General features: G+C 70.6%; 13 protein-coding genes. 8 read left to right on the top strand and 5 right to left on the bottom strand.

What is annotated here, in order from left to right; all coding sequences use genetic code 11:
* The first annotated feature begins 38 nt into the window (after positions 1-38).
* The 4 genes from macS to ACSYGO_RS15125 all read left to right on the top strand — a co-directional run bounded on the left by macS (position 39) and on the right by ACSYGO_RS15125 (position 4,288).
* Positions 39-1,262: a MacS family sensor histidine kinase gene (macS, locus tag ACSYGO_RS15140; RefSeq protein WP_426675847.1), complete on the top strand. Its 1,224-nt coding sequence runs from the start codon at positions 39-41 to the stop codon at positions 1,260-1,262.
* A gap of 147 nt (positions 1,263-1,409) precedes the next feature.
* Positions 1,410-2,057 (top strand): response regulator, encoded by a 648-nt coding sequence (locus ACSYGO_RS15135; protein WP_095933774.1) that lies wholly within the window; start codon positions 1,410-1,412, stop codon positions 2,055-2,057.
* Positions 2,058-2,200: 143 nt separating this feature from the next.
* Positions 2,201-3,229, top strand: coding sequence for a 6-phosphofructokinase (locus ACSYGO_RS15130; RefSeq protein ID WP_426675848.1), 1,029 nt, complete (start codon positions 2,201-2,203; stop codon positions 3,227-3,229).
* A gap of 63 nt (positions 3,230-3,292) precedes the next feature.
* Positions 3,293-4,288: a 2-hydroxyacid dehydrogenase gene (locus ACSYGO_RS15125; protein WP_460386855.1), complete on the top strand. Its 996-nt coding sequence runs from the start codon at positions 3,293-3,295 to the stop codon at positions 4,286-4,288.
* On the opposite strand, the gene ACSYGO_RS15120 is transcribed toward ACSYGO_RS15125, so the two are convergent.
* Complete coding sequence (locus ACSYGO_RS15120) at positions 4,240-6,153, bottom strand: anthranilate synthase family protein (protein WP_432185880.1); 1,914 nt, start codon at positions 6,151-6,153, stop codon at positions 4,240-4,242. The genes ACSYGO_RS15125 and ACSYGO_RS15120 overlap by 49 nt on opposite strands.
* Positions 6,154-6,272: 119 nt before the next feature.
* Positions 6,273-6,329 (bottom strand): trp operon leader peptide, encoded by a 57-nt coding sequence (locus ACSYGO_RS15115; RefSeq protein ID WP_460389718.1) that lies wholly within the window; start codon positions 6,327-6,329, stop codon positions 6,273-6,275.
* A 182-nt stretch (positions 6,330-6,511) separates the two neighbouring features.
* Here ACSYGO_RS15115 and ACSYGO_RS15110 point away from each other — a divergent pair, with 182 nt between their 5' ends.
* From ACSYGO_RS15110 to ACSYGO_RS15100, 3 genes are all read left to right on the top strand, one after another.
* Positions 6,512-7,678, top strand: coding sequence for a glycoside hydrolase domain-containing protein (locus ACSYGO_RS15110; protein WP_426675851.1), 1,167 nt, complete (start codon positions 6,512-6,514; stop codon positions 7,676-7,678).
* Between the two features lie 147 nt (positions 7,679-7,825).
* On the top strand, positions 7,826-9,178 hold the full coding sequence (locus tag ACSYGO_RS15105; protein WP_345643581.1) for a class II 3-deoxy-7-phosphoheptulonate synthase: 1,353 nt from the start codon (positions 7,826-7,828) through the stop codon (positions 9,176-9,178).
* A gap of 186 nt (positions 9,179-9,364) precedes the next feature.
* Positions 9,365-9,682 carry a (2Fe-2S)-binding protein gene (locus ACSYGO_RS15100; protein WP_426675852.1) on the top strand — a complete coding sequence of 106 codons (318 nt, stop codon included), beginning with the start codon at positions 9,365-9,367 and terminating at the stop codon, positions 9,680-9,682.
* 16 nt (positions 9,683-9,698) lie between these two features.
* Here ACSYGO_RS15100 and bfr read toward each other — a convergent pair whose 3' ends face one another.
* Positions 9,699-10,178: a bacterioferritin gene (gene bfr / locus ACSYGO_RS15095; protein ID WP_095933737.1), complete on the bottom strand. Its 480-nt coding sequence runs from the start codon at positions 10,176-10,178 to the stop codon at positions 9,699-9,701.
* A 154-nt stretch (positions 10,179-10,332) separates the two neighbouring features.
* On the opposite strand from bfr, the gene ACSYGO_RS15090 reads away from it, so the two are divergent.
* A complete protein-coding gene (locus tag ACSYGO_RS15090; protein WP_426675853.1) occupies positions 10,333-10,965 on the top strand; it encodes a sulfite oxidase-like oxidoreductase in 633 nt (210 codons plus the stop codon).
* A 37-nt stretch (positions 10,966-11,002) separates the two neighbouring features.
* On the opposite strand, the gene ACSYGO_RS15085 is transcribed toward ACSYGO_RS15090, so the two are convergent.
* The gene (locus ACSYGO_RS15085; protein ID WP_432173297.1) at positions 11,003-11,572 is read right to left on the bottom strand and encodes a DUF4396 domain-containing protein; all 570 of its coding nucleotides are present in this window, start codon (positions 11,570-11,572) and stop codon (positions 11,003-11,005) included.
* A 75-nt stretch (positions 11,573-11,647) separates the two neighbouring features.
* Positions 11,648-12,517, bottom strand: coding sequence for a deoxyribonuclease IV (locus ACSYGO_RS15080; protein WP_460386853.1), 870 nt, complete (start codon positions 12,515-12,517; stop codon positions 11,648-11,650).
* Positions 12,518-12,535 lie beyond the last annotated feature (18 nt).

The raw sequence follows: 12,535 nt of genomic DNA, 5'->3' as shown, positions 1-12,535 counted from the left end.
GTCCGTGAGGACGTCGGGGAGCGGTGGGGTGGGGGGACATGGCCAGGCGCGAGAGAGTCATGAGGATGTCGGTCGAGCTGCCGCTGTGGCGCGCGCTCACCGCCTACCGCGTCCTGACCATGTTCTACGCGGTCGGGCTCTTCGCCACCGCGTACGACGAGTTCACCCGCCCCTGGGTGGCCATCGTGTTCTACGCGGTGCTGTGCGTGTGGACCCTGGCGACCCTGCCCAGGGTGGCGAACGCGGCCAACTGCACCAAGCGGTTCCTGGCCGCCGACCTCACCGTCGCGCTCGTCGGCATCCTGCTCACCCGGGTCGCCGACGCCTCGTCGCGGATCGAGGACGGCGGCCCGACGCTGCCGTCCATATGGACCGCCGGTTCCGTCCTCGCCTTCGCGGTCAAGGGCGGCTGGCGATGGGCGGCCTTCGCGTCGACCCTGGTCGCCGCGGTCAACGTCGTCGAGCGGGGCGCCCCGACCCGCGACACCGTGCACAACGTGATCCTCGTCTGGGTCGCCTCCATCGCCATCGGATACGTCGTCGAGGTCGCCCGCGCCTCCGAGCGCACCCTCGCCCGCGCCCTGGAGATCGAGGCCGCCACCCGCGAGCGGGAGCGCCTGGCCCGCGACATCCACGACGGCGTGCTCCAGGTGCTCGCCATGGTGCAGCGGCGCGGATCCGCGCTCGGCGGCGAGGCGGCGGAGCTCGGCCGGATGGCCGGTGAGCAGGAGGTGGCGCTGCGCACGCTGGTCTCGGGCGGTCTGGTGCCCGTCTCCCGGGTGTCCGAGGACGCCGCGCTCGGCGCGGTCGTACGAGCCGTCGACGAACCGGACGCCGGCGAGGAGCCGGCCGGCCCGGTCGACCTGCGGGCCCTGCTCGCCCCGTACGCCGCCGCGCGCGTGACCCTCTCCGAGCCCGGCGCGCCCGTACGGCTCGCGCCGGGAGCCGCCGGGGAACTGGCCGCCGCCGTCGGTGCCGCCCTCGACAATGTCCGCAAGCACGCCGGTCCCGACGCCCGTGCCTGGATCCTCGTCGAGGACGAACCGGACGAGGTGATCGTGACCGTGCGGGACGACGGTCCGGGCATTCCCGAGGGCCGGCTCGCGCAGGCCGAGGGCGAGGGGCGGCTCGGGGTCGCCCTGTCGATCCGCGGGCGGCTGCGCGACCTGGGCGGCACGGCCGAGCTGATCTCGGTCCCGGGCCAGGGCACCGAGGTCGAGCTGAAGGTGCCGAAGGCGTCCGCGGCGAAGGCGGAACAGTGACCCGCGCGAGGACGGAGCGGTGAACCGCAGGAGGGCGGAGCGGTGATCCGGGGGGGAAGAGGCAATGGCGACGACGAACACGGTGGGGCGGCGATGACGGCGAAGACGGAGGCGGCGGACGTGCGGGGGAACGACCCGATCAAGGTCATGGTGGTCGACGACCACCCCATGTGGCGTGACGCGGTCGCCCGCGACCTCACCGAGTCGGGCTTCGACGTGGTCGCCACCGCGGGCGACGGCGAGCAGGCCGTGCGCCGTGCCCGGGCCGCCGCGCCCGACGTCCTCGTGCTCGACCTGAACCTGCCCGCCAAGCCCGGCGTCCAGGTCTGCAAGGAACTGGTCGGCGCCAACCCCGCCCTCCGTGTCCTGGTCCTGTCGGCCAGCGGTGAGCACGCCGACGTCCTGGAGGCGGTGAAGTCCGGGGCCACCGGTTATCTCCTCAAGTCGGCGTCCACGGAGGAACTGATCGACGCGGTGCGCCGTACGGCCGTCGGCGACCCGGTGTTCACACCGGGCCTCGCGGGCCTCGTCCTCGGCGAGTACCGCAGGCTCGCCTCCGAACCGGTCCCCGCCGCGGGCGACGACGAACCGAAGGCCCCGCAGCTCACCGACCGCGAGACCGAGGTGCTCCGGCTCGTCGCCAAGGGCCTGAGCTACAAGCAGATAGCGGAGCGTCTCGTCATCTCCCACCGCACGGTGCAGAACCACGTGCAGAACACCCTGGGCAAGCTCCAGTTGCACAACCGGGTGGAACTGGTGCGGTACGCCATCGAACGCGGTCTTGACGAGGCGTAAACCTGGTGCATCCCACCTTCGGGTGAAGGCCGTAGATCAACACCCCCACAATTCACCGGAATTGACCTTCCGCACCATGCCGAAGTGACCTGCATCACCCTTAGCGTGAGTCCATCAGGCAACCGCGGAGAAGGGACTTTTCCATGCGGGTCGGAGTACTGACCGGAGGCGGCGACTGCCCCGGGCTCAACGCCGTCATCCGGGGCATCGTCCGCAAGGGCGTGCAGGAGTACGGCTACGACTTCGTCGGCTTCCGGGACGGCTGGCGAGGTCCTCTCGAAGGCGACACCGTCCGTCTCGACATCCCCGCCGTGCGCGGCATCCTGCCGCGCGGCGGCACCATCCTCGGCTCCTCGCGGACCAACCCCCTCAAGCAGGAGGACGGTATCCGCCGGATCAAGGAGAACCTCGCCAAGCAGGAGGTCGAGGCGCTCATCGCGATCGGCGGCGAGGACACCCTGGGTGTCGCGGCACGCCTCACCGACGAGTACGGCGTGCCCGTCGTCGGCGTACCGAAGACCATCGACAACGACCTCTCCGCCACCGACTACACCTTCGGCTTCGACACCGCGGTCGGCATCGCGACCGAGGCCATCGACCGCCTGCACACCACCGCCGAGTCCCACATGCGCGTGCTCGTCGTCGAGGTCATGGGCCGTCACGCGGGCTGGATCGCCATCCACTCCGGTCTGGCGGGCGGGGCCAACGCCATCCTCATCCCGGAACAGCGCTTCGACGTCGAGCAGGTCTGCCAGTGGGTGACCTCGCGCTTCAAGGCGTCGTACGCCCCGATCGTCGTGGTCGCCGAGGGCGCCATGCCCAAGGACGGCGAGATGGTCCTCAAGGACGGCTCGCTCGACTCCTTCGGTCATGTCCGCCTCTCCGGCGTCGGCGAGTGGCTGGCCAAGGAGATCGAGAGGCGCACCGGCAAGGAGGCCCGCACCACCGTGCTCGGGCACGTCCAGCGGGGCGGCACCCCGAGCGCCTTCGACCGCTGGCTCGCCACCCGCTTCGGCCTGCACGCCATCGAGGCCGTCCGGGACGGCGACTTCGGCAAGATGGTCGCCCTGCGCGGCACGGACATCGTCCGCGTCCCGATCGCGGAGGCCACGGCCAAGCTGAAGACGGTCGACCCGAAGCTGTACGAGGAAGTCGGCGTCTTCTTCGGCTGACCCGGCACCCTGGGGTTATGGGCCGTATATTCGGCCCATAACCCTCCAGAGCGGGAGATGCCGGTGGAGATCGTCGCGTTCGGAGTGCAGTCCGACGAGAGGCCGCTCATCGAGAGGGCCTTCGAGGGGCACCACGAAGTCCGCTGCCTCGACGTCTTCCTCACCGAGGACACCGCTCCCGTCGCGGCCGGCTACGAGGCCGTCTCCAGCAGCGTCAACTGCGCTCTGGGACACCGCGTCCTGCAGACGCTGGCGGCCGGCGGCACCCAGCTGATCGCCCAGCGCTCCACCGGGTTCAACAACATCGACCTCGCGGTCGCCGAACGCCTGGGCATGACGGTCGCCCGGGTGTCGTACTACTCGCCCCACTCGGTCGCCGAGTTCGCCTGGACCCTCGCCATGGCCGTCAACCGCCGTATCGTGCGTGCCGCGACCCGCACCCGCGACTTCGACTTCCGGCTCGACGGACTGATGGGCCGTGACATGCACGGCCGCACCGCCGGCGTGGTCGGCACCGGCAAGATCGGTGAGGCGTTCGCCACCATCGCGCACGGCTTCGGCATGAATCTGCTCGGCTGGGACATCGCCGAGAACCCGGCCTGCGTCGGACTCGGCATGAAGTACGTCCCCAAGGAGCGCCTCCTCGCCGAGTCCGACCTCATCACCCTGCACGTGCCGCTGATGCCGCAGACCCATCACCTCGTCGACGCCGCCGCCCTGCGCGCCATGAAGGACGACGCGATCCTGATCAACTCCAGCCGCGGCGGGCTCGTCGACTCCCAGGCCCTCGTCACCGAACTGCGCGAGGGCCGTTTCACGGGCGTCGGCCTCGACGTGTACGAGGAGGAGGCCGGGCTCTTCTTCCTCGACAAGTCCCTGGAGCCCGTCGAGGACGACACCCTGGCCCGCCTGGTCACCTTCCCGAACGTCCTGGTCACCTCGCACCAGGCGTACTACACCGAGGACGCCGTCGGCCAGATCATCGACACCACGGTCCGCAACGTCCTCGACTACGCCGAGGGCCGCCGCTCGGACAACGTGCTGGTGCCCCGCAGCTGACCGATCAGCTCCCGCACCACGGCCGTGCCGTTCAGCGTCAGCACCGACTCGGGGTGGAACTGCACACCCGCGAACCCCGGACCGCGCATCGCGTGCACCTCGCCGCCGTCGCCGCGGCTCACCTCGACGCCGTGCGCGGCGAGCTCCGCGAGGGCCTCGTCGTCGCAGCGCGCCACGAAGCTGTTGTAGAAGCCGACCGTCTCCGTCCGCCCGAAGAGGTCGATCGCCGTCTGCGCCCCCTGGTACGGCACCTCCTTGCGGACGATCTCCAGGCCCAGCTCGGCCGCGATCAGCTCATGGCCCAGGCAGACGCCCAGCACCCCGTGCCGGTGCCCCCGGAGCACCTCGGCGGTGAGGCCGCGCAGGAAGCGCATCTTCGGGTCCCGGACGTCGTCCGGATCGCCCGGACCGGGGCCCAGCACGAGGGGGCCCTCGTGCGCGAGGACCGCCTCCCGCAGACCCGGCTCGTCGTAGCGCCGCACCGTCACGCCGAGCCCCGACGAGCGGAGCAGATGCGCGAGCATCGCCGTGAAGGTGTCCTCGCCGTCCACGACGAGCGCGTGCCCGTCGAGACCGTCGCCCCGCTCCTGCATCCGGAGCCAGAACGGTGCGAGCGAGGACCGCCGGCCGTCGAGCGCGGCCTGCACCCGCGGGTCGTCCGCCAGCCGCGGCCCGGCGTGCTCGGTGCGCGGCCGGACCTCCCCGACCCCCAGCGCCGCCAGCACGCCCGCCGCCTTCGCATGCGTCTCGGCGACCTCGCCGGCCGGATCCGACCCCCGGACGAGGGTGGCGCCCACCGGGACCCGGAGTCGTCCGTCCGCGTCGATGTCGGCGGTCCGGATCAGGATCGGGGAGTCGAGGGTCTGCGCCCCGCCGGAGTCCCGTCCGACGAGAGCGAGCGCGCCCGCGTAGTAGCCGCGCCCGCCGACCTCGTGCCGCTCGATGACCCGGCAGGCGTTCTGCACCGGCGACCCGGTGACGGTCGCCGCGAACATGGTCTCGCGCAGCACGTCCCGGACGTCCAGCGAGGACCGGCCCCGCAACTCGTACTCGGTGTGCGCGAGATGGGCCATCTCCTTGAGCCGCGGGCCGATCACCACCCCGCCCATGTCACCGACCGTGCACATCATCTTGAGCTCCTCGTCGACGACCATCGACAGCTCCTCGATCTCCTTGCCGTCGGCCAGGAAGGCGAGCAGGTCCTCCGGAGTCGGGCCCTCGGCCGGATAGCGGTACGTCCCGCTGATCGGGTTCATCACGACGGTCCCGCCCGACATCCGGACATGCACCTCGGGGCTCGCCCCGACCAGCGTGCGCCCACCCGTCGCATGCCCCTCGGGCCCTTCCTGCGCCCCGGTGTGCACCACGTACGTCCAGTACGCGCCCCGCTCTCCCACCAGCAGCCGCCGGAAGAGCGCGAGGGCGTCGGCCCTCCCGAACCCCGCGATCCGTCCCTCGTACGTCCGCCGGATCACGAAGTTCGCGCCCTCGCCCCGCCCGATCTCCTCGTCGAGCACCCGCCCGACGATGCGGGCGTACTCCTCGTCGCCGACGTCGAAGCCGCCGCCCTCGACGCGCACGTCGTGCGACGGCAGCTGCTCCAGGACCCGGTCCAGCGGCAGTTCGTGGCGCTCCCGGGGGACGAGCACGGTGAGCGGGGTGCCGTCGTCGCGGACGTCGAAGCCGCGCTCCCGGATCTGGCGGAAGGGGATCAGCGCGAGCGCCTCGCCCGGGATGTCGGCGAGCAGGCCGACCTCGCGCACCTCGCCCAGCAGAAGCTCCACCACGTCGTGGTCGTGGCCGGGTGTCCGGCGGCGCAGCAGGGCGAACGGTCGGGGATCGTCCAGCAGGTCGAGCAGGTTCATCGGTCGGTTCCTTCTCGTGAGCGGAGCTCGCTCGGCGAGCTCACCTGGAGAGGAACGACCCCGGGAAACACCGAAGGCCGCCCCTCGGGCGGCCTTCGCGAAGTCTTGCGTACGCGCAGTCAGTGGGCCGCCGGATGAGCGGTCCACCACCAGTTCTGGATCGAGTGCACGAACATGCGCCGAACCCTACCCGACGCCGACGGTCGGGCAACAGCGTGAACCGTTCCCGCGCGGCGTTCGGACAGCGCGGCCAGCGGCCATGGATGGCCAGGACACACCGACCCGACCGGAGGAGAGAGCCATCCACGCCGCCCGTTCACCCCAGTCCCGCCGAAGGAGCGCCCGCGCTCTCACTCTGGTGCTCGCCGCCGCGGCCCTGGCCGCCGGACCGCTCGGCGCCGCACGCTCGGCCCCGCTGCCGACCGACTCGGACGACATCACCCGGGTCTCCTACCGGGGCCACGAGTTCACCGTCCCCGCCTCCTGGCAGGTCGTGGACCTGGAGAAACATCCGGATACCTGCGTCCGGTTCGACCGGCACGCCGTGTACCTCGGCACCCCGGGCAGCCGGCAGGACTGCCCGGCCCAGGCCAGGGGGCGCACCGAAGCGCTCCTGATCCAGCCGGCGTCCGCAGCCGTCACGGGCAGCGCCGTCACCGAGAACCGCGTGGCGCGCACCTACCGGGCGACCGCCGACCGGATCGCGGTGACCGCCGCCTACGGCTACGACCGCAGCCGCATCCAGGACGTCCTGCGCAGCGCGGGCCTGCCCGTCGCAGCCGCCCAGGACGAGCAGCCGTCCGGGACGCCCGCCGTGGCCACGCTGCCCGACGACGCGACCTCCTTCCGGGGCGAGGGCTTCGACGCCTGCACCGCGCCCGGCCAGGACGCCATGGACGCCTGGCGGGAGCACTCCGACTACGGCGCCATCGGCATCTACGTCGGCGGGATCAACCGGGCCTGCTCGCAGACGAACCTCACCGCCGCATGGGTGCGGACGCAGTACACGAAGGGCTGGCGGTTCTTCCCGCTGTACGTCGGCCGCCAGCCCTCCTCCGACGGCGGCAGCTGCCAGGGCGACTGCGCGGCCATCACCAGCCCGGTGTCGCAGGGCACCGCGGCCGCCGACGACGCGGCCCGGCAGGCCGCCGCGCTCGGCTTCGGCAAGGGCTCGGTGATCTACAGCGACCTGGAGAACTACGAGCCCGGCGGCACCGTGACCGACCAGGTCCTCGGCTACGTCGACGCCTACACCGAGCGGCTGCACGAGCTCGGCTACCGGGCGGGCGCGTACGGCAACACCTCGTCCCTGGTCGCCGACCTCGTGAAGAACCGCAAGGACGTGACCCTGCCCGACGTGATCCACTTCGCCCGCTGGAACAACCAGGCGACCACCGCCGACCCGGCGGTCCCCGCCGACCTGTGGAACGAGCACCAGCGCATCCACCAGTACGCCGGCGACACGACCGAGACCCACGGTGGCGTGAAGATCTCCATCGACCGCGACCGGCTCGACGTGGACTGACCGGCCGACGACCCCGGAGAGCAGCGGTTCCGGGCGGCCGGGCGACCTCGTCGCGCCGGCCGCCCGAGGCGTCCCGATCGAGCGTGCACCGTCTCAATTGATGAGCACGTGAATGGACGCCCGACACGACCCCGTAGTGTTGGGAGGGTGACCGTGAACGCTAAGTCCAGCGCGAGCGCTGGCAACACCTGGCGAAACCTGCCCGCGGCGCAGCAGCCCGAGTACCCCGATGCCGAGGCTCTGCGCGATGTGATCGCGGACCTCGAGTCGTATCCGCCGCTCGTCTTCGCGGGCGAGTGCGACCAGCTGCGCGCCCGGATGGGAGCCGTCGCCAAGGGCGAGGCGTTCCTCCTTCAGGGCGGCGACTGCGCCGAGGCCTTCGACGCCGTGTCCGCCGACCACATCCGCAGCAAGCTCAAGACCCTGCTCCAGATGGGCGCCGTGCTGACGTACGCCGCCTCGGTGCCGGTGGTGAAGGTCGGCCGCATCGCCGGCCAGTACTCCAAGCCGCGCTCAAAGGGCACCGAGACCCGCGACGGCGTGACCCTGCCGACCTACCGGGGCGACTCGGTCAACGGCTTCGACTTCAACGAGAAGGCCCGCGTCCCGGACCCCGAGCGCCTGAAGCGGATGTACAACGCGTCCGCCTCCACGCTCAACCTGGTGCGCGCCTTCACCACCGGTGGTTACGCCGACCTGCGCCAGGTGCACGCCTGGAACCAGGACTTCGTGAAGTCGTCGCCCTCGGGCCAGCGCTACGAGCAGCTGGCGCGCGAGATCGACAACGCGCTGAACTTCATGCGGGCCTGCGGCACCGACCCGGAGGAGTTCAAGACCGTCGAGTTCTTCTCCTCGCACGAGGCGCTGCTGCTCGACTACGAATCGGCGCTGACCAGGGTCGACTCGCGTACGGGACAGCTGTACGACGTCTCGGGCCACATGGTGTGGATCGGTGAGCGCACCCGGCAGCTGGACGGCGCGCACATCGAGTTCGCCTCGAAGATCCGCAACCCGATCGGCATCAAGCTGGGCCCGACGACGACGGCCGAGGACGCGCTGCAGTACATCGAGCGCCTCGACCCGGAGCGTGAGCCGGGCCGTCTCACCTTCATCGTGCGGATGGGCGCGGACAAGGTCCGCGACAAGCTGCCCGAGCTGGTCGAGAAGGTCACCGCGTCCGGTGCGACGGTGGCCTGGGTGACCGACCCGATGCACGGCAACACCTTCGAGGCGGCCTCGGGCCACAAGACCCGCCGCTTCGACGACGTGCTCGACGAGGTCAAGGGCTTCTTCGAGGTCCACAAGGCCCTCGGTACGCACCCGGGCGGCATCCATGTCGAGCTCACCGGTGACGACGTCACCGAGTGCGTGGGCGGCGGCGACGAGATCTTCGTCGACGACCTGCACCAGCGCTACGAGACGGCCTGCGACCCCCGCCTGAACCGCAGCCAGTCCCTCGACCTGGCCTTCCTCGTCGCCGAGATGTACCGCGACCAGTAACGGACCGCCGACAGGTCCGGCTGTTACCAGCAGGTGAAGTGGGGCGTGGATCACATACGATCCGCGCCCCACCGCACTTTTGCGGCCCCTGGGAGCCGGGTAAGGTTAGGTTAGCCTCACCGATCAATCGGGAATCCGCTCCATCGGTACGGCACGACCCTGAAACCCCGACGGGAGGTGGACCGCGTGTTCGTCTGCAGCTGCTTCGGTGTCACCGAGGCGCAGGTAAAGAAGCACGCGGAAGAGGGTGCCTGCACCCCCCGCCAGATAGCGTCGGCATGCAAGGCGGGCACGGACTGCGGTTCGTGCGTCCGCCGTATCCAGGCCCTGCTGGGCCGTGGCGCGTGCCCGCGTCGTGAGCTCGCGGACGAGGGCAAGCCGGTCCTGTCGGACCTCGTGGACGCCCCGGTGCCCGCGCCCGTGGCGATGCCCGCGACGGCCATGCCCGCCACGGCGGCGCTGACCGTGGCGGCGCTGACTGCGGCGGCGGCCGAGGCCGCCTGACGCGTCTGTCGCCGGATCAGCTCTCCGGCTGCTCGATCAACTGCGCGATGTACAGCGCCTCGCCGAGCTTCTCGATCAGTTCGAGCTGGGTGTCCAGGTAGTCGATGTGGTGCTCCTCGTCCGCCAGGATCGACTCGAAGATGTTCGCCGACGTGATGTCGCCCTTCGTGCGCATCACCTCGATCCCGCGCTTGAGACGGTCGATCGCCTCGACCTCCACCTGCCGGTCCGCCTGGAACATCTCGGTGAGGGTCTGTCCCACCCGGACATGGAACAGGCGCTGGTAGTTCGGCAGGCCCTCCAGGAAGAGGATCCGGTCGGTGAGCACCTCGGCGTGCTTCATCTCGTCGAACGACTCGTGCCGCGTGTACTTGGCGAGCTTCGTCCAGCCGAAGTTCTCCTGCATCTTCGCGTGCAGGAAGTACTGGTTGATCGCGGTGAGCTCGCCGGTCAGCTGCTCGTTGAGGAATTCGATGACCTCGGGGTCGCCCTGCATCGCAGAGGCTCCTTCCAAGCGGGGACTGGGCAGGTTGCGCCGCATCCTCGCATCGGCGCAGTGAACCGTCCAGTAAGTGCACGCTTAGTAGGAGTTGCCCGATTCGGGACGGGGCTGGTCATGTGCACTGTCCCGGGTCTGTCAGGATGGAGTCATGGGTCAGCCGGTGGAGAGAGAATCTGGAGAAGCGGCACAGCCGGAGCTTCCGCCGGGGCAGCGACTTCAGCGCGGCTGGCCGGTCACGCACTACGGGCCCGTACCCAAGTTCCGTCCCGAGCGCTGGGAGTTCAGGGTCTTCGGCGCCACCGCCGACGGGGAGAAGCACTGCTGGACCCACGAGGAGTTCACGGCCCTGCCGTACGCCTCGGTCGTGGCCGATCTGCACTGCGTCACGAAGTTCAGCATGCTCGGGGCCGAGTGGGGCGGCATCCCGGCCCGGACGATCCTGGACATCGCCCCGCCCGCACCGTCGGTCACCCATGTGATGGTCTGGGCCGAGTACGGCTTCAGCTCGAACCTCCGTCTGTCGGACTTCGCGTCCGACCGCACGATCTTCGCCACGCACAAGGACGGTGAGCTGCTGACGGCGGAGCACGGCTTCCCGCTCCGCCTCGTCGTCCCGCACCTGTACGCCTGGAAGGGGCCCAAGTGGGTTCGCGGCGTGGAGTACATGACCGCCGACCGCCGTGGCTTCTGGGAGGAGCGCGGCTACCACAACATCGGCGACCCGTGGCGGGAGCAGCGCTACTCCTACCAGGAGGAGCCCGGGGACGGCCCCGAGCTCTGACTCCCGTGACGGCGGCCGGCCGCTGACCGGCGGCCCCTCAGTGGTGGTACCGGTGGACCACCGCGTGCCCCTTGCCGCGGCCGATCGTCCACTTGTTGACCGGAGTGGTGACCACGAAGGCGATCACCAGCGAGATGGCCAGCGAGATCCAGAACAGGGCGTCGGCCAGGCCCGCGTCCATGGCGTCCGGCCACAGCACGATCACGCCGTTGTCGATCAGCTCCATCACGGCGATGGACAGCGTGTCGGCCGCCAGCGCCACCCGGAAGGCGGTCCGGAAGTCGACGCCCGCCCGCAGGACGCCGCGCAGCGTGAGCGAGTAGCCGAAGAAGAACGCGAGCACGATCGCCAGGACCATCGTCGGCACATTGCCCCAGCCGAGCGCCGTGCCGATCACCATGCCGAGGATCTCGCCGATGGCGCACCCGGTGAGGCAGTGCAGGGTGGCCTGCGCGGCCATGGACCAGCTCGCCCCGCCCTGGTGGCCGCCGTGGCCCGCGTGCCCCCGGTGCTCCTCGTGTCCCTGGTGCTCGTGGTGCTCGTGGTGCTCGTGCTGGTCCTGCTGGGCCCCGTGGTGCTCGTGCCGTGCGTGCGTGTTGTGTTCCATGCGTGCCCCCATGCCGGATGACGGTCCCTGTGCGCAGAAGGAACCGTATACCCCCTGGGGGTATTCCTCAACGGGTTATGAATCCCGGAGTTTCTTCAGCCGCTCCACGTCCGCCGCATGCCCTTCCTTGCCGCCGGGCGTCTCGATGACCAGAGGCACGCCCGCCGTGGCGGGGTGGGTCATCAGGGCGCGGAACGGGTCCTCGCCGATGTGTCCGGAGCCGATGTTCTCGTGGCGGTCCTTGTGCGCGCCGACCACGTCCTTGGAGTCGTTGGCGTGGATCAGCTTCAGCCGTCCCTCGCCGACCGTGCCGACCAGCAGATCGAGCGTCTGGTGCATGCCGCTCGGCCCGGTCAGGTCGTGGCCCGCCGCGAAGATGTGACAGGTGTCGAGACACACGCCCAGCTTGGGATGGGCGTCGAGCGCCTCGAAGTACGGCCCGAAGTCCCAGGTGCGGGAGCAGAGCGAGGCGCCCTGCCCGGCCGTCGACTCCAGGAGGAGGAACGGGTCGTCGGCGTGGGTCAGCTCGTCCAGCAGGGGCAGCATGTGCTCACGGACCTGCGCGAGGGCGACGGAACGCTCCCTGCCGCCCGTGGCGCTGCCGGTGTGCACCACCACGCCGAGAGCACCTATCTCCCGGGCCCGGCGCAGCGAGTGCCGCAGGGACTCCACCGACCTCTCCACCGTCGCCTCGGTGTGCGAACCGAAGTTGATCAGATACGGGGCGTGGACGTACGCGGGGATCGACTCGGCTGCGCACGCGGCGCGGAAGGCCTCGTCCTGCCGGGGGTTTCCCGCGGGCGTGGCCCAGCCGCGCGGGTTGGCGACGAAGACCTGGACGGTCTCGGCCGCGAGGTCGCGTGCGTAGGACAGGCCGACGGAGTGGAGGCCGCCGGCCACCGGGACATGGCCGCCGACGGGGTTGCGGAGCTGCTTGCTGGTCACACCCTTCAGGGTGTCATG

This window comes from Streptomyces krungchingensis (genome assembly GCF_054729265.1).
The sequence above is the reverse complement of the archived record's forward strand: the minus strand, read 5'-3'. Positions and strand labels throughout refer to the sequence as shown.